Annotated in this window: 17 protein-coding genes; 6 read left to right on the forward strand and 11 right to left on the reverse strand. The window is 58.4% G+C overall.

All coding sequences use genetic code 11. The features are described from left to right. Positions 1 to 33 precede the first annotated feature (33 nt). The gene (locus ACQUWM_RS07810; RefSeq protein WP_407002316.1) at positions 34 to 459 is read right to left on the reverse strand and encodes a hypothetical protein; all 426 of its coding nucleotides are present in this window, start codon (positions 457 to 459) and stop codon (positions 34 to 36) included. 131 nt (positions 460 to 590) lie between these two features. Between ACQUWM_RS07810 and ACQUWM_RS07815 the strand changes: the two genes are divergently transcribed. From ACQUWM_RS07815 to ACQUWM_RS07830, 4 genes are all read left to right on the forward strand, one after another. Further along, positions 591 to 1,031: a VOC family protein gene (locus ACQUWM_RS07815; RefSeq protein ID WP_428921755.1), complete on the forward strand. Its 441-nt coding sequence runs from the start codon at positions 591 to 593 to the stop codon at positions 1,029 to 1,031. A 91-nt stretch (positions 1,032 to 1,122) separates the two neighbouring features. Then, positions 1,123 to 2,529, forward strand: coding sequence for a mannose-1-phosphate guanylyltransferase/mannose-6-phosphate isomerase (locus ACQUWM_RS07820; RefSeq protein ID WP_428921756.1), 1,407 nt, complete (start codon positions 1,123 to 1,125; stop codon positions 2,527 to 2,529). A 61-nt stretch (positions 2,530 to 2,590) separates the two neighbouring features. Continuing rightward, a complete protein-coding gene (locus ACQUWM_RS07825; protein WP_428921757.1) occupies positions 2,591 to 3,997 on the forward strand; it encodes a hypothetical protein in 1,407 nt (468 codons plus the stop codon). Beyond that, complete coding sequence (locus ACQUWM_RS07830) at positions 3,969 to 4,346, forward strand: hypothetical protein (protein ID WP_428921758.1); 378 nt, start codon at positions 3,969 to 3,971, stop codon at positions 4,344 to 4,346. The genes ACQUWM_RS07825 and ACQUWM_RS07830 overlap by 29 nt, the downstream gene beginning before the upstream one ends. A gap of 57 nt (positions 4,347 to 4,403) precedes the next feature. On the opposite strand, the gene ACQUWM_RS07835 is transcribed toward ACQUWM_RS07830, so the two are convergent. Next, positions 4,404 to 4,949, reverse strand: a complete 546-nt coding sequence (locus ACQUWM_RS07835) for a cold-shock protein (protein ID WP_428921759.1) — start codon at positions 4,947 to 4,949, stop codon at positions 4,404 to 4,406. A gap of 218 nt (positions 4,950 to 5,167) precedes the next feature. On the opposite strand from ACQUWM_RS07835, the gene ACQUWM_RS07840 reads away from it, so the two are divergent. Then, the gene (locus tag ACQUWM_RS07840) at positions 5,168 to 5,386 is read left to right on the forward strand and encodes a SlyX family protein (protein ID WP_407002322.1); all 219 of its coding nucleotides are present in this window, start codon (positions 5,168 to 5,170) and stop codon (positions 5,384 to 5,386) included. Between the two features lie 2 nt (positions 5,387 to 5,388). On the opposite strand, the gene dapE is transcribed toward ACQUWM_RS07840, so the two are convergent. The 7 genes from dapE to ACQUWM_RS07875 are packed head-to-tail and all read right to left on the reverse strand — an operon-like array spanning position 5,389 to position 13,335. Beyond that, positions 5,389 to 6,525: a succinyl-diaminopimelate desuccinylase gene (gene dapE / locus ACQUWM_RS07845; protein ID WP_428921760.1), complete on the reverse strand. Its 1,137-nt coding sequence runs from the start codon at positions 6,523 to 6,525 to the stop codon at positions 5,389 to 5,391. Beyond that, positions 6,512 to 7,540 carry a 2,3,4,5-tetrahydropyridine-2,6-dicarboxylate N-succinyltransferase gene (gene dapD, locus ACQUWM_RS07850; RefSeq protein WP_407002324.1) on the reverse strand — a complete coding sequence of 343 codons (1,029 nt, stop codon included), beginning with the start codon at positions 7,538 to 7,540 and terminating at the stop codon, positions 6,512 to 6,514. Before dapD ends, dapE begins: the two co-directional genes overlap by 14 nt. Positions 7,541 to 7,567: 27 nt before the next feature. After that, positions 7,568 to 7,915, reverse strand: a complete 348-nt coding sequence (locus tag ACQUWM_RS07855) for an ArsC family reductase (RefSeq protein WP_428921761.1) — start codon at positions 7,913 to 7,915, stop codon at positions 7,568 to 7,570. Further along, positions 7,912 to 9,114 carry a succinyldiaminopimelate transaminase gene (gene dapC, locus ACQUWM_RS07860; RefSeq protein ID WP_428921762.1) on the reverse strand — a complete coding sequence of 401 codons (1,203 nt, stop codon included), beginning with the start codon at positions 9,112 to 9,114 and terminating at the stop codon, positions 7,912 to 7,914. The genes ACQUWM_RS07855 and dapC overlap by 4 nt, the downstream gene beginning before the upstream one ends. Next, complete coding sequence (locus ACQUWM_RS07865) at positions 9,111 to 11,756, reverse strand: [protein-PII] uridylyltransferase (protein WP_407002328.1); 2,646 nt, start codon at positions 11,754 to 11,756, stop codon at positions 9,111 to 9,113. The genes dapC and ACQUWM_RS07865 overlap by 4 nt, the downstream gene beginning before the upstream one ends. Beyond that, on the reverse strand, positions 11,757 to 12,527 hold the full coding sequence (map, locus tag ACQUWM_RS07870) for a type I methionyl aminopeptidase (protein WP_406987866.1): 771 nt from the start codon (positions 12,525 to 12,527) through the stop codon (positions 11,757 to 11,759). A 34-nt stretch (positions 12,528 to 12,561) separates the two neighbouring features. Beyond that, entirely contained in the window at positions 12,562 to 13,335 is a 774-nt protein-coding gene (locus ACQUWM_RS07875) for a helix-turn-helix transcriptional regulator (protein WP_407002329.1), read from the reverse strand. A 119-nt stretch (positions 13,336 to 13,454) separates the two neighbouring features. On the opposite strand from ACQUWM_RS07875, the gene ACQUWM_RS07880 reads away from it, so the two are divergent. Further along, the gene (locus ACQUWM_RS07880; RefSeq protein WP_428921763.1) at positions 13,455 to 14,312 is read left to right on the forward strand and encodes an SMP-30/gluconolactonase/LRE family protein; all 858 of its coding nucleotides are present in this window, start codon (positions 13,455 to 13,457) and stop codon (positions 14,310 to 14,312) included. Positions 14,313 to 14,381: 69 nt separating this feature from the next. Here ACQUWM_RS07880 and ACQUWM_RS07885 read toward each other — a convergent pair whose 3' ends face one another. Together ACQUWM_RS07885 and ACQUWM_RS07890 are read right to left on the reverse strand one after the other, a co-directional pair. Continuing rightward, positions 14,382 to 15,095, reverse strand: coding sequence for an HAD family hydrolase (locus ACQUWM_RS07885; protein ID WP_428921764.1), 714 nt, complete (start codon positions 15,093 to 15,095; stop codon positions 14,382 to 14,384). After that, positions 15,092 to 16,735: an FAD-dependent monooxygenase gene (locus tag ACQUWM_RS07890; protein ID WP_428921765.1), complete on the reverse strand. Its 1,644-nt coding sequence runs from the start codon at positions 16,733 to 16,735 to the stop codon at positions 15,092 to 15,094. The genes ACQUWM_RS07885 and ACQUWM_RS07890 overlap by 4 nt, the downstream gene beginning before the upstream one ends. Between the last annotated feature and the right edge of the window lie 8 nt (positions 16,736 to 16,743).

Genomic DNA, 16,743 nt, shown 5'->3' on the forward strand with positions numbered 1-16,743 from the left:
TACGCTAATCCTGACGACGGAACAGCTGTGAGGTCAGGCCGGGTTGAGGGCTTTCAGTACCAGGTCCAGGCTTATGCCCGGGACAGCGTCGGGGAGGTAGTGGTCGTTCGGATCCTGGCTCAGCCACACCTGCTCCGGCCACTCCGGAATGGCACAGATCACCTGGTAATCGCTGGAGTCCCCTTTGCCGAGAATATAGAGGGCCGAGGGGAGCCAGGCATTGCCTTCGTTGGGTGGCTCGGTGCTGATGGAAATATCCGCCGGGGATATTTCGCTGGCTTTTTTGGTGCCACTGGCACCGATGGTGAACACTCTGGTCTCGCCCTTATTGCCAGGCAGGGCGGCCTCTGTGGCTGCAACACCCGGAATCATGATCTCTGCGTACATGTCGGACCCGGCGTACTTCATGCGGGCGGTGGAGGCGATAATCATGATGGAAGTAATGGGTTGGTCGGACATAATGTCTGCTCCTTTCCCTGGATTCATGGGTTGTGGTTGATGTACAACAGCGGATAACTTCCCTATATCCGCGTATGAAGGGTAGGCGTTACCGCACATACGCTCAAGTGAATTTAATCAGGAGAATCACCATGCAATATCTCCATACCATGATTCGTGTCAGTAACCTCGACGAATCCCTGCATTTTTTCTGTGATCTGCTCGGTTTGAAGGAAATGAACCGCAAGAGCAGCGAGAAGGGGCGTTTTACCCTGGTCTTCCTGGCTGCGCCTGAAGACGAAGCCCGCGCAGGGGAGGACAAGGCACCGATGATCGAGTTGACGTACAACTGGGATCCCGAGGAATACAGCGGCGGTCGCAATTTTGGGCATCTTGCCTATCGTGTGGACGATATCTATGCCCTGTGTGAGCACCTACAGGCCAATGGCGTCACCATTAATCGGCCACCCCGGGATGGACACATGGCGTTTGTGCGTTCGCCGGATGGCATTTCCATCGAATTGCTGCAGCAAGGTGAAGCGCTGGAGCCCAGGGAACCCTGGGTCAGCATGGAAAATACCGGGACATGGTGAGGGCAGCAGGTCAGTAGAGATGACGGGGCCGCAATGGGAAACCAGGCGGCTTTACGCTAGAATTCGCGAAACGTTCAACCAAGGATGACACATGCTTGCAGTGATTCTTTCCGGTGGCTCAGGAACCCGGCTCTGGCCGCTTTCCCGTGAAGCGTACCCCAAGCAGTTTTTGCCGGTAGTGTCTGATGATTCCCTGCTGGCGGAGACCATTGAGCGGGGGCTGACGCTGGATAACAGCGCCCGGGTGATGGCCATCACTAATGAGGACCACCGTTTCGTGGTGGCTGCCCAGCTCCATGCCCAGGCGGCTGATCGCACCGCAGGCATCATTCTTGAGCCGGTAGGCCGCAACACAGCGCCTGCGATTGCGTTGGCAGCCCTGGCCGCCGCCGAGGACAATCCGGAAGAGTTGTTGCTGGTGATGCCCTCCGATCACGTGCTGAAAAATCTTGCGGCGTTCCGTGAGGCGGTGCAGAAAGGCGCCGATGCAGCCCGTTCCGGCAAGCTGGTGACTTTTGGTGTCGTTCCTGCCTCACCGCACACCGGTTATGGTTACATCAAAGCTGGCGCACGGAAGAATGGTTATCAGGAGGTTGCCGCCTTCGTTGAGAAGCCGGACGAGACAACAGCCGAACGATACCTGGCCGAAGGCGATTACTTCTGGAACAGTGGCATGTTCCTGTTCCGGGCGGACCGGTATCTGCAGGAGCTCGGAACCCACAAGCCCGAGATGCTGAAGGCCTGTCGCGAAGCCTGGCAGCAAAAACAGATCGATATGGATTTTACTCGCGTCGGTAAGGCAGCCTTCGAGAGTTGCCCGGATGATTCCATTGACTATGCCGTGATGGAAAAAACCGACGACGCCGTGGTTGTCCCGCTGGATGCCGGCTGGTCGGATGTTGGCTCCTGGTCTGCACTCTGGGAAATCCAGCCGCAGGACAGTCAGGGCAACGTGTGTCGCGGCGATGTGATTACCGAGGATGTCTCCGGCTCCTATATTCATTCCGAAGGCCGGCTGATCGCGGCGCTGGGGGTCAGTGATCATGTCATTGTGGAAACCGATGACGTTGTTCTGGTGGCCGATCGCAACCGCGTTCAGGATGTCAAGAAGCTGGTGGCGCAGGTGAAGGCCCAGGGACGCCTGGAGCACCGTTTTCACAAGAAAGTGCATCGGCCCTGGGGCACCTATGAGGGGATTGCCATGGGTGAGCGCTTTCAGGTCAAGCGGATTACGGTGAATCCCGGTGCGTCCCTCTCGCTCCAGAAGCACCATCACCGGGCAGAGCACTGGGTCGTGGTCAAGGGCACCGCCACGGTGAATCGGGGGGAGGAAACCCTGTTGCTGACTGAAGACCAGTCCACCTATATTCCCCTGGGTGTCACCCACAGGCTGACCAACCCCGGAGTGATTCCGCTGGAGCTGATCGAAGTCCAGACCGGGAGCTATCTGGGGGAAGATGACATTGTCCGCTTCGAGGACACCTATAACCGCGTTTGATTGAGCCGATTTATGAATCTGGCTGCCCGGGATGGGCGGCCTCAAGCAAAGGAGATGCTGAATGGAAGACTGGCAAGGATGCCTGAGCCCCTTATGTCAAACCGCCCTGCAACGAGCGCGGGACAGCGTTACCCACCGTGGTGGTTTTGCGATCACTGTTGAGGATTTTCTTCTGGCGCTGGTTGAAGGGGAGCCAGTGGTGTCCGGTTTTCTGAGAGCGCGGGGCGTCGACCTCGACGAGCTGGTAAGAACCGTCCAGTGTGAACAGCCCATCGTCACGGAAGTTGGTGGGGAAGGTCGCCTCTCATCCCAACTCCTGTACTGGCTCTCATCCGCCCGCGAAATATCTGACGCACCCTGGCTTGACTGGCCGGTTCTGCTGTCGACCCTGGCCTCCAACGCAGAGCGGCTGCAGGAGAAAGCGTACGTCTCGGTTCTGGAACTGGTGGGGGAGTGGCCGCTGTCGGGCTGGGCTGAAGATGCTGAAGGCAGCGAAAGCCCGGATGGTATTCCTGTTGTGGTCAGTGACCTTGGCTGGCTGTCCCTGGCGGAAGAGGTTGCGGTGACCATCGCGGCTTCCCCCGATGCACTGATCTGGCTCCGGGGGGATCGCGGTGCCGGTAAATCCTCCTGGTTGAAATCACTGTTGCCGTGCCTTGAAAACGGCTATGTAGAGCTGGATCTGCGGCGGGAGTCGGAACTGGTCGCCAGTGATCATCCCGCGGTTCCTGGCAGCAACGTGCCCCAACGGGATTGGCCAGCGCTTATCCTTGATAACGTATCCCCTGCCGATGCCATCATACTGGCCGGTCGCTGGGACAGCCTTGCGGCACAGCTGGTGCAGTCCTGGCAGGGCCCGCTGTTGTTGCTGGGACCGTCCGTCCGGGAATCTTCTGACGATGTCGCGAAGCTGGAGCACTGGCTTGGCCGTTCCATGGAGGTTTTCGACATGGCGGAGTCCGGCTCTACCCAGAAAAAATCCATTCTGACAGCCCATCAGCCAGCCATCGAGAGGCAGTGGAATGTGCGCCTCTCCGAACCGGTCATGAGCTTTGCGGCCGGGTGCCGGAGCCGGGCTGTGGGGTCTCCCGGCGGCATGCTTCGGTGGGTGGAGCGGGCTGCGGCCAGGCTTAACCTGTTTGCCAGCCGCGGTCCGGTGGATGCAGTGGCGCTGGCCGGCCAGATGGACACATTGCGCCGGCAATGTCTGGTGGCGATTGCCCGCCACGAACCACTGGATGAACTGGAAGCCAGCCTGGCGCAGCTGGAAATTGAGCGAACGGCCGTCGAAGTGGCCTGGCATGAGCGGGAGGCGGCTGGCACCTTGCGCACCCTGACGGTGGAGGATTTACAGCAGGAACTTGAGCGTTGGGTTGCAGCCCGTCCCGGCCCGGTTCACTATGTTGTCCATTGTGATCATGATGGGGGAGAAACAACGGGTGCAGGACCTCGAAATATACATTCGTGACCTGAAGCCTCTGGCGGCTTCACAGTGGTTATCCAGTCATCTGGATAAACTTGAACTGGATGACCAACAGGTCGACGCAAAGGCCATCAAGGGCAGGGCTCTTTATGAAGGTGTGACCGTCAACATCAGCCTGTATCCGGGTGCTTCTGGTAAACGCTATGCCTGCCTGGTGCTGGAGGGGCCTGCGCTGCCCTGGCGTTCTGATCTGGAGTTCGCCCGCAGTGCCTGGGATGCCATGGATACGGAGGTTCGCTGCAGTCCCGGTGACTGGAAAGAGGGTGAACCGGTTGAGGATGAAAAATGGTGGCGTCTGGATGCCCGGGGTGAACACCTGGTGGTCTGGAACTGAGGGAGCTAAAAAAAGGGGCAGCCGTCTGGCTGCCCCTTTTCGCTACATCCGGCGTAATCAGTCGCTCAGGATGGAGACGTTATCGGCCTGCAGGCCCTTGTCGGCTTCAACAACGTTGAAACGAACAAGCTGGCCCTGGCGCAGCACGCGACGGCCACGGCCACGAATGGCACGGAAGTGAACGAATACTTCGTCACCACTGTCGCGAACGATGAAGCCAAAACCTTTCTTCACGTTGAACCACTTAACAGTGCCTTCCTCATCGCCTTCCGGGCTGGTGTCGTCAAAGTCGTCGCCTTCGTCATCGTTCTGGCCGGACGGACGGGACTGAGCAGGGCGGGAGCGTTTGGCGCCTTGTCTGGCGGCAAAAGCCACGGTCAGGAAGCCGGCAATGCCAAAAAGTACAACGGCAATGATGTAGGCTGCGATGCCCTGGGCGCTGCCAAGGATGAACGGGGTGTTGGTTGCCAGTTCGCTGGACCCGGATTTCGACATAATCTGGAACACTTCCGGAGTAAAGCTGACCAACAGAAAGCCGAGGATAAACGGTGACGGAATGGCGATCAGGAGAGCAACAAGGATCGCTTTGGCTGGATTACGCATTGACTGAGATTTCTCCATTACTTTGTTAACGCTAACGATAAAGAGCCGGATATCGGGTAAAATCGTCTATCCGGCCGGTGATAACCGCCAAAGTGACCGAATAAAGACGGGCCTTGGCGGGCAAAAGCGGCATGATACCAGATAACGGGGAGCGCTGACCAAGCAAGTGGTCAGTCAGATACATCGATCACAAGGTTTGCGGAGAGCAGTCACGACCAATGGCACATATCGATCTGGAAGCACGACTGGATGAGCTTGAAACCCGGCTGGCGTTTCAGGATGACCTCATCAACACCCTGAGTGATCAGGTGGCCAGGCAGGAAATGGATATTCGGGAGCTGTGGGAAGCCAAACGGCTTCTGAACAAGCAGTTGAAAGAAGTCTCACCGTCGAACATCAAGCGGGAGGAGGAGGAAACCCCGCCCCCGCATTACTGATCTCACGCCAGCAGTTCGACCAGGACCTGTTCGTAGATGTCCGACAGGGTATCCAGATCAGCGGCTTTCACGCACTCGTCCACTTTATGGATGGTGGCGTTGATCGGGCCAAGCTCAACCACCTGCGCGCCAGTGGGCGCGATGAAGCGGCCATCGGAGGTGCCGCCGGACGTGGAGAGTTCCGTTTCCCGACCGGTGACCGTGCGAATGGCATTCTGGCTGGCGGAGACCAGCGCGCCGCGATCCGTCAGGAACGGGCGACCGCTCAGGTGCCACTGCAGGTCATACTTGAAACCGAACCGGTCCAGAACCGCAACCACGCGCTCTTCCAGGCTTTCCGCCGTGTTTTCCGTGCAATAGCGGAAATTGAAGTGCACCAGGCATTCACCGGGGATAATGTTACTGCCGGTACCGGATTCCACCTTGGTGATCTGGAAGGTGGTGGGCGGGAAAAAGTCATTGCCGTTATCCCAGAATTCGCGGGCCAGAGCGTCCAGTGCCGGCGCAACGGAATGCACCGGGTTCTCTGCCAGATGGGGATAGGCGACATGGCCCTGAACACCGTGGACGGTCAGATAGCCGTGCAGTGAGCCGCGCCGACCGTTCTTGATGACATCCCCCACTTCCTGGGTACTGGACGGTTCACCGATCAGGCACCAGTCGATCTTCTCGTTCCTGGCTTCCAGGGTTTCCACCACCTTGACGGTGCCGTCCTGGGCCGGGCCTTCTTCATCGCTGGTGATGAGCAGGGCGATGGAACCGCGATGGTCCGGGTGGTTTGCCACGAACCGTTCGCAGGCCGTCACGAACGCAGCCAGGCTGCCTTTCATGTCTGCCGCCCCACGGCCGTACAGGTATCCGTCCTGTATCACCGGCTCAAACGGTGGGTGGGCCCAGTTCTTCTCGGGACCGGTGGGGACCACATCGGTATGACCGGCGAATGCCAGCACCGGCCCCTCTGAGCCCTTGCGGGCCCAGAGGTTGTCGGTCTCGCCAAACCGGAGTGATTCGCCCTCAAAGCCGAGCGCGGCCAGGCGGGACATCATCAGTTCCTGGCAGCCGGCGTCATCCGGTGTGACGGATCGCCGGCGGATCAGGTCGATGGCCAGATCGAGCGTTGGGGAATTAGTTGTTTGCATGCAGTTCTTCGTTCAGCTCGATCGCGGTTTTGTTGGACTTGCACTCTACTGCGCCGGTCTGGCTGTTACGGCGGAACAACAGGTCAGGCTTGTTGGCCAGATCACGGGCCTTGATCACTTCCACCAGCTCGTTGTTGTCATCCAGCAGTGCCACCTTGGTACCGGCGGTGATGTACAGGCCGGCTTCCACTTTGCAGCGGTCTCCCAGCGGAATGCCGATGCCGGAGTTGGCGCCGATCAGGCAGTTCTCGCCCACGGAAATGATGATGTTGCCACCACCGGACAGGGTACCCATGGTGGAGCAGCCGCCACCGAGATCCGAGCCCTGGCCGACCATGACGCCAGCAGAAATGCGGCCTTCGATCATGCTGGTGCCTTCGGTGCCGGCGTTGAAGTTGATGAAGCCTTCGTGCATGACGGTGGTACCTTCGCCCACATAGGCGCCCAGGCGAACCCGTGCAGTGTCGGCGATGCGTACACCCTTGGGAACCACGTAGTCGGTCATCTGCGGGAACTTGTCCACGGATTTCACTTCGAGGATGCGATCCTCCAGGCGGGCTTTCAGCTGGCGCTCGGACAGTTCGTTCAGGTCGATCGCGCCTTCGTTGGTCCACGCCAGGTTGGGCAGCAGGCCAAAGATGCCATCCAGTTTCACGCCATGGGGTTTGGCCATGCGGTGGGAAATCAGGTGCAGCTTCAGGTACACCTCCGGCGTGCTGGAGGCGGTGTCATCGGTTTCCAGGATGGTGACCACCACCGGACGGGTGCTCTTTGAGGCCTTTTCAGCCAGGCTCGCCTGATCGGTGTTCCCCACCTGACGCAGTGCTTCAGACAGCGCATTCAGATCGTCACCAGTGACTTGAAGTGCCTGATTGCCGCCCTTGTAACCGAGCGAGTTGCCCGCCACCTCTATCAGGCTGTTATCGGGTGTCATCACCGGCTGCTGATAAAACACTTCCAGCCATTCGCCCTGGTTGTTCTGGGTGCCGATACCGATACCGAATGCAAAACTCATCAGGTGGTTGCTCCTATTGTCTCAGGTTCATTCTTGGGAAAAACGGGTGGCCCATTCGTCGGCACTGAAGCCGACGCTGACATTCCCTTCGTGCTCGACCACCGGTCGTTTAATGATGGAAGGGTTCTCTAACATGACGTCATGGGCGGATTGGGCATCAATGGTATCACGAACGTCCTCGGGAAGTTTGCGCCAGGTGGTTCCCCGGCGGTTCAGCAGGGTTTCCCAGCCGACAGACTGTTCCAGGCGTGAGAGCAGGGTGTCATCCAGTCCGTCTTTTTTGAAGTCGTGAAAATCATAGCGGACGCCTTGTTCGTCCAGCCATTTGCGGGCTTTCTTGACCGTATCGCAGTTCTTGATGCCGTAAATCTTCATGCCTTGTTTGCCTTTACAAATTCCACAATGCGTTTCGCAGCCTCGACACACTCTTCCAATGGCGCGACCAGCGCCATGCGTACCCGGTTCTCGCCGGGGTTGTGGCCATCAACCGTGCGGGACAAATAGCGCCCCGGCAGTACATGAACGTTCTGCTGGGCGGAAAGGTCCCTGGCGAAGGTTTCGTCATCCATCGGCGTTTCGGGCCAGAGGTAGAAGCCGGCATCCGGAAAATCGACGGACATGACTTCCCGGAGGATGGGCACCACGGCTTCGAACTTCGCACGGTAGGCGGCGCGGTTTTCCCGCACATGATCTTCATCCTGCCAGGCAGCGATGCTGGCCAGCTGATTGTGGATGGGCATGGCGCAGCCGTGATAGGTGCGGTACTTCAGGTAGCCTTTCAGGATCTCCGCGTCACCCGCGACAAAGCCTGAGCGCAGTCCGGGCAGGTTGCTGCGCTTGGACAGGCTATGGAAAACCACACAGCGGGAAAAGTCGTGTCGACCGATCGCCGCGCAGGTCTGCAGCAGGCCTTCTGGCGGCCGGGATTCGTCCGGGTAGAGTTCGGAATAGCACTCGTCCGAGGCAACGATGAAGTCGTGGCGGTCCGCCAGTTCGATCACTTTGATCAGTGTTTCGCGGGGTACCACGGCGCCACTGGGATTGCCCGGTGAGCAGAGAAACAGCACCTGACAGTCCTGCCAGACGTCATCGGGTACCTGGTCGAAATCCGGGATGAAGCCGTTGCTGCTGTCGCAAGGCAGGTAGACGGGCGTCGCGCCGGCGAGAAAAGCCGCCCCCTCGTAGACCTGGTAAAACGGGTTCGGGCTGACCACAGTGGCTGGTTTACTGCCATCGACCACGGCCTGAACCAGGGAAAAAATGGCCTCACGGGTGCCGTTGACCGGAACAATGTTGTCGCTGGCGGACAGGCTGCCGGGCTGCAGGTCGAAACGGCGGGTTGCCCATTGGCTGATGGCTTGCCGCAGTTCGTCGGTACCTTTGGTCGTGGGGTAATTGGCCAGCTTGTCCAGATTGTCAGCAATGACCTGTTTTACGAAGGCCGGTGACGGGTGTTTGGGCTCGCCAATTCCCAGCGAAATAGGCGCCAGGTGCTCGGGCACGGAAATGCCAGCTTTCAGTTTCGTCAGCTTCTCAAACGGGTAAGGGTGTAATCGGTCCAGATTGGGATTCATTGAGTGTCGTCCAGCATTGTACGAAGGTCTTCCTGCAGGGCCTGACAGATGGCAGGGTCACTGATTTGCTCGCCCTGCTCGTTGGTAACAAAAAAGGCGTCTTCCACGCGCTCCCCCAGGGTGGCGATTTTGGCGTTGGTCAGTCTGACGCGATGCTCAAGCAGAACCTGACCCACCCGTGCCAGCAGCCCGGGCCGGTCCGGAGTGATGACTTCAATCACCGTGCGCTGATTGACGGTGTCGTTGGACAGGGTGACTTCGGTGGGGAAGGCGAAGTGCTTGAGCTGTCGGGGAGTGCGGCGATGGATGATGTCGGGGTAATCCTCGGGATCGTCCAGCTCCTCGATAAGCCGTTGGCGTACGCGGCTCTTACGGGCCGGGTCAATGCCCAGGGGTTGGCCCTTTTCATCCAGTACCACGTATGAGCTTATGGAGTAAGGGCTTTCACTGGAGCTGATCCGTGCGTCGACGATGTTGAGGTTGAGTTGTTCCAGCACAGCCGTGGTCGCGGCGAAAAGAGCAACACGGTCCCGCATGTAGATGATGATCTGGGAGTAGCCGTCTGTCGGGCCGCCACGGGTATCACGAATCAGCACCAGTGGATCGGGGTTGTCGCCGTGGCGGATGATGGCCGCGGTCTGCCAGGCAATATCCACGGTGGAGTCCTGGAGGAAGTAGTCCTCGTCCAGGGTGTCCCAGATGCTGTCGATCTGCTCGTCAGTCATGTTCTGGGCATGGAGAATCTCCCGGGCCTCGGACTGTGTTGCCCGCACCCACTCCTGACGATCCACCGGGGTTTCCGAGCCCCGGCGCAGTGCTCGTTTGGTCTCGATGTAGAGCTGACGCAAGAGTGAGGCGCGCCAGGTATTCCAGAGCTTGGGGTTGGTGGCGCTGATGTCGCAAACTGTGAGCACGTACAGATAGTCCAGATGCGCCTGGCTGGGAACCGACTGGGCAAAGGCGTGGATGATGTCGGGATCGGAAATGTCCTTGCGCTGTGCAGTCATGGACATCAGCAGGTGATTCTCCACCAGCCAGGAAACCAGTTGGGTGTCACGCTCACTGAGGTGATGCCGCGCGCAGAAGTCTTCGGCATCAATCGCGCCCAGATCCGAATGGTCGCCGCCCCGGCCCTTTGCAATATCGTGATAGAGGCCTGAGATAAACAGGGTTTCCAGTTTCGGCAGGCGGTGAATCAGTCGGGAAGCCAGCGGATACTCTGTTCGCGCCTCCGGGCTGGTCAGCCGAGCCATATTGCGGATGACCCTCATGGTATGGGCATCCACGGTGTAGATATGGAACAGGTCGTGCTGCATCTGCCCGATGATCTGACCGAATTCCGGCAGATAGCGGCCCAGCACGTTGTATTTCTTCATGGCGGACAGCGTCTGGTCCAGCGCGTGGGGCGTCCTCAGTAACTCCATGAACAGGGAGGTGACCGCAAGGTCCGAGCGGAAGGCATCGTCTATCAAGTGGCGGTGCGCCCGCAGGGAGCGAATGGTGGTGGCCCGTATGCCCTTGATTTCCGGGTGCTGCGCCATCAGCACGAAAATCTCCATGATGGAGTAGGGCGCGTAGGCGAAAACCTGATTGTTCACTGCTTCGATATATCGGTTGCGAATCTGGAAGCGTTTGTTCAGGGGTTGTATGTCATCGGCATCGCCGGCGCCAAGAATTGCCTCGTCGTAGTACTGAAGAATGACATCGGCGAGCTCCGCCAGGGCCAGCACAGTGCGGTAGTACGACTGCATCATCAATTCGACGCCCAGTCGCTTGCCCTCGTCCTGGTAGCCCAGCATTTCCGCCAGGGCTCGCTGATGGTCGAACAGCAGGCGGTTTTCATTGCGGTCGGCGATCAGTTGCAGGCCATACCGCAGGCGCCAGAGGAAAGTCTCACCCTGGAACAGGATCTGGTGCTCCTCCTCGGTCAGGATGCTGAAACGGGTCAGGTCGGCGATGTTCTGCAGTCCGAAATGGCGCTTGGTGATCCAGCCAATGGTCTGGATGTCGCGAAGGGCGCCTGGCGAGCCTTTGACGTTGGGTTCCAGGTTGTATTCGGTATCACCGTACTTTTTGTGGCGTTGCTGCTGCTCTTCCCGTTTGGCAATGAAATACTCACGATCAGAACTGACATCATCGGCATAGACCTGCTCGCTCAGGGTTTCCCGGAGCTCGTCGGGGCCTGCAATGGTGCGGGTTTCCAGCAGGTTGGTGAGGATGGTGATGTCTTCCCGGGCAGCGGCCTTGCTCTCCTCGATACTGCGAACACTGTGGCCGATGTCCAGCTTCAGATCCCAGAGCAGGGTAATAAAGGCTCCGAGGTCCTCCTGCCACTCCTTGCGGATGCCGTTGCGAGTCAGTATCAGCAGGTCGACGTCTGAGTGAGGGTGGAGCTCGCCGCGACCATAGCCTCCAACCGCAACCAGGGAGATGTCGGTGGAAGTTGAGAATGGGTAGCGGTTCCAGATCAGCCGCAGGGTGGTATCCACCGTGTCGGCCCGGGAATGGACCAGGGCCCTGACATCGGCCCCCTGGCGGAACGCCTCCGCATCGGCGTTGTATCGACCCCGCAATAATTCGCGGGCGGCGACGACGGGCGAGTCATCGTTGCTGATGCGGGTTTCGAGTTCGCTTCGGTCCACCTAGAAAGACTCTTCCGTACGTTTTGTCAGGACGTCGCAACCGTCGGCCGTGACCAGGAGGGTGTGTTCCCACTGGGCCGACAGTTTGTGGTCCTTGGTGACCACGGTCCAGCCATCCGGCAACAGTTTTGTGTGGTACTTGCCCTGATTGATCATCGGTTCAATGGTAAAGGTCATACCTTCCTGCAGCTCCATGCCGGTACCGGGCTTGCCGTAATGCATGACCTGGGGATCTTCATGGAAGACCTTGCCAATGCCGTGTCCGCAATAATCCCGAACCACCGAGTAGCGGTGCTTCTCCGCGTGCTGCTGGATCACATGGCCAATATCGCCCAGTCGAGTGCCCGGCTTGACCAGCTCAATGCCTTTATAGAGGCATTCCTGGGTAATGTTTATCAGCCGTTCGGTGCCCGGCTTGGGCTTGCCGACAATAAACATCTTGCTGGTGTCACCGTGGTACTCGTCTTTTATAACGGTCACATCAATGTTCATGATGTCTCCGTCCTTCAGCACCTTTTTCTCTGAGGGGATGCCATGACAGATAACGTGATTGACGGAGGTGCAAACAGATTTTGGGAAACCCTTGTAGTTCAGAGGGGCCGGAATCGCTTTTTGCACATTGACAATATAGTCGTGACAGATGCGGTCCAGTTCTTCGGTGGAAACGCCGGGTTTGATGTGCTCCCCGATCATTTCAAGAACTTCAGCGGCCAGACGGCCTGCTACGCGCATCTTCTCGATTTCTTCCGGAGTTTTGATTGATACCTGCATTGGGCTTCCTGTTAATCAATACCAAACCGTTATTCTAGGGATGCTGGACCGAGGGGACAAGCTCGGGGACATCCTGCGCCCGAACAGAAAAAAGCTGGTCGAAGGGCGTCAGGCCAAAGGCGCAGGAGAGTTTGTAGCCGGTCAGCTCCATTTCAGGCATGAGCAGATGGTCCCTCCGGGCCAGGTGTTTGATTTTGTCATTCAGTTCAGAGATGTCCCGGTGTATCTCTTCCGCACTGGCCCGGCTCATATGACGGGTCACTGATTCAAACTGGTAGCCGGTACGGTGGCGATGGTTAAACACCCAGTTAAGGAAGTCCGCATTAATCTTGCGAATCTCCTGGTCCAGGCTCTTGTCGGCCAGGAAGTCGACGGGCGGTTCGATCAGCAGCTTCACGTCGCGGTTGTCGGTCAGTTGGATCAATTGCAACTGCTCAAGGGATCGCAGGTATTGATACAGGGTTTGATCGGTGAGCTGGTAGATCGCCTGGATCCGGGCTGGCTCATACCGGTTCAGGAGTAAAAGGAATACTGAAAGCAGTGAGCGATTGGCAGACAAGGCGCGGGACTGCTTTCCGCTTAACTGGTTGGGAGGCGCCGGGTTTTGCCCTGTCGCCTCAACCAGTTCATGCAGTTGCAGGCCAGCGGCGCGACAGATGGCATTGAGTCGGCTGAGTTTGCAGTCCTGCTCTGCAAACAGGCGCTTGACGGTGATTTCCGACACGTCTAACCGTTCGGCGATGTCGGCATAGGTTAACCCGCGGGCCTTGAGCGCGGTCTTCAGGCGGGTGAACAATTCTTTTGACATGATCTGATACCGGCTTGGAATGGTGAGTATCAAATAAAGATACCTTATATATTTTTGGTATCAAGGTCGGATGGTTGGCGCTAGGGTTTCAGAGGCACTTGAAAGCAATGGAGGCTTATATGATGAAGAAAACCCTACCCGTTTTAACCCTGGCACTGGCGATACCCGGCCTGGCGCATGGGGATCCCGAAGTGATGTGGGTGCAATCCGGATTCGACCAGCCGGAATCGGTGGTATCAGACGCCGAGGGCTCGCATCTCTACGTATCCAGTATCCATGGCCAGCCTGGTGAAAAGAACGCCCAGGGCTACATCTCCAAACTGTCGAACGATGGCAAGGTTGTTGAGAAGCACTGGGTCAACGGACTGAACGCCCCCAAAGGCATGGGGATTCAGGGAGGACAGCTGTTTGTCACCGATATTGATCGTTTCCTGATTATCGACTTGGTCAGCGGCGAGGTTCTGGAGCAGTTTTCCCCGCCCGAGGCCCAGTTCCTTAACGATGTGTCCGTCAGCGACGATGGTGACGTCTACGTGTCCGACATGATGGGGAATGCCATCTACCGCTACGACGGCCAGGCCTTGACCCTTTGGCTTGAGGATGAGCGCCTGATGCATCCCAACGGCGTGTTGGCCGATGAAGATTCCCTGTTGGTCGCAGGCTGGGGAGCGCCGATTGCCGCCGACTTCAGTACGGAGGAGGCCGGAAGCCTGTTGCGTATTGGTTTTCAGGACAAAGCGCTGACCCAGGTGGCTGGTGGCGAACAGTTGGGTAACCTGGATGGTGTGGCCAGGATTGGGGATCAGCTTCTGGCCAACGACTGGATGAACGGTCGCCTGTTCCGGATCACCGCTGACGGCCAGGGCACTGTCGCCGCCGAACTGGCCCCGGGCGTGGCGGACATTGGCGCCGCGGGCGATGTGCTCTATCTGCCGTACATGTTCGATGGCGAGGTGCGGGCTGTTCAGTTGCCCTGAGGTCCGGCAAAAAACAAGAGCCGCAGCGTGCGTGAGCACGTTGCGGCTTTTTAGTAGCCGGTTTATGACCTAGAGGTTAACTGGCAGGGGCTGTTGCCCATTGGATGTCGCGCTAAGAGGCCTCCATCCCGAGGCCTCGGCGGCTTTTTCCAGAACTGTGTCGCCAGGAACGTAACAAGCGGATCCCGTTGACTCAAGCATAGGGATGTCCGACTGGTGATCCCCCACCGCCAGGCTCCTGGCAAGGTCTATGCGATGACGCAATGCGTAGTCCTGAATGCGGGCGGCCTTGCCTTCGCCGATACAGGGTGTGCCGGTAATCTCACCGGTAAAAACGTTGCCCTCCCGGACGATGTGGGTGGCAATGACGCCGTCGACCTTCAAATCGGTGGCGATGGGAGCAAGCAGCTCATTGAATGAGCCTGAGACCAGCACGATTCGGTAGCCGGACCGCTGGCAGCGACGCAGTTCCGCGACTCCGGGCTCGTGCCAGAACGGAACTGCCGTATCCTGCAAGCGAGCCTGGAACCATTCCTGGCCGCATCTCGTTATTCGGTCAACGGGGCGCCCGGCGAAGGACTGGTAATAGGCGCGGTTGAGGTTTTCCCGGGGCACGGTTTCCGAAAGCTGGCGGAAATGCGCCATGAATGCCTCAAACGTGCTGAAGGGCTCGTCCATGGGCCAGCCCTGCGCACTGGCCTGGGAGAAGTAGTATTGCTGGAAGCTCACCATGGATTTGAGGCGGATCAGGGTTTCATCGACGTCAAAGAAAGCGGCCTTCATGCGGCTTCCTCCTGTTCTGTACGCTGTTTATCTATAAGCCCCGGCAGCAAGTCCTTCAAGTAGCCACTGATTCGTTGCTCCTCACCTATGGCAGCGACCGTAGCCACGTGGCCGTCGGGTCGTACCAATACCCAGCCACCGCGCTCCTTGCCGAGCCATGCTTTGAGAGCGTTCTGCTCCACCCGGTAGGTGTCGAAGCCGGAACTCTCGTGATTGATGCTGATACCCAGAACCGGCAGATGTCGGGTGAAATTTGCCAGTTCTCTTGCGCCTGGCTCAATATCAGCCGATGACAGCTTACGGTTAACAAGGAATAGCGTGAACGCCTGACCGTGGATCAGCTGGTCGATGGGTTGCTCCCGGGTTGAGCCTGGTTGCGACAGGGTCAGGTACGGTAAGCGGTGTCCGCTTTGAAGCTGGCCCAGTGGCTGCTGGTTAACCAGCGGAGAGTTGGTGTAGCACTGACGTAGCCCGGAATACAGCCAGGGCAGGGAATTTTGCACACTCTGCCGGCTGCCGTAGAGGGGAACCAGGTAGCGGCGGATCAGATCCAGGGGGAGGGATGTGCCGGTGATGAAGCTTGTGGTCTTGGCCGTGACCTGCTGGATACGCTGGGCCACCTGGGTGCGCTCCGTGGCGTAGGTCTCAACCAGGGATCGGTCCGCCCATCCTTTCAGGTGCCAGGCCAGCTTCCAGCCCAGGTTGAACGCATCCTGAAAACCGGTATTCAGCCCCTGGCCGCCCAGCGGACTGAACAGGTGAAATGCATCGCCCAGCAGAATGATGTTGCCCTGAATCGGGTTGTCGGCCATGCGATGATAAAACGGTGCAGAAGTCAGCCATTGAGGGCTGTGTACCTTGATGCCGCCGGGGCCATTGCGGTCGACGATGCGCTGCAGGTCGTCCAGGGTGATGGCGCGTCGCTCCCCGGTCTTATCACCGGCAATGAACTCGGCGTCTGTCTGGCAGATTATCCGGTGCCGCCCCTCGGGGAGTGGAACAATCAGAATATAGCCCTGGCGGGACAGGAAGAACTGTAGTTGCTCCGGGTTGCCATCCGGCCAGTCCATCATGACGTCGCCAAGTATGAACGCCCGTTCGTACTCGCCACCCGGGAAGGGAATGTCCTGCAGGCGCCGCACCGTGCTGTGGCTGCCGTCGCAAGCGAGCACCCACTGAACCTGGCGTGTTTCCCGGACCTTACCGTTTACCAGTGCCACTTCACAGCTGCCGTCGGCCAGCGTTTTCAGCTTGGTGAGTTCGGTATTCCATTTAATCTCAATGTCATGGCAGTTGAGTGTCTGACGGAGTAATCTTTCGGTTGAGCTTTGGGGCAGTGCGAGCACCATAGGGTAGGATGACTGGATCTGCTCGAAATCAATCCGCAGAATCTCGCGCGAACTGGCGTTCAGGGTAGCGTATCGGTGAGGGACACCGTGAGCAACGAATTGCTCTGATAGTCCCAGTGTTTGCATCAGTTCCAGTGTGATAGCGTGAATGCCAATGGCTTTCGACAACGACGTCGGACTGGCATTGCGTTCAATAATGATTGGGCGAATACCGTGCTTGGCAAGGGTCGCCGCCGTGGCCATACCCACGGGGCCGGCCCCGACGATCAGCACGCTGTCTTGCTGTCTCATTTTAACCT

The organism is Marinobacter sp. DUT-3, assembly GCF_050379435.1.
GTDB lineage: Bacteria > Pseudomonadota > Gammaproteobacteria > Pseudomonadales > Oleiphilaceae > Marinobacter.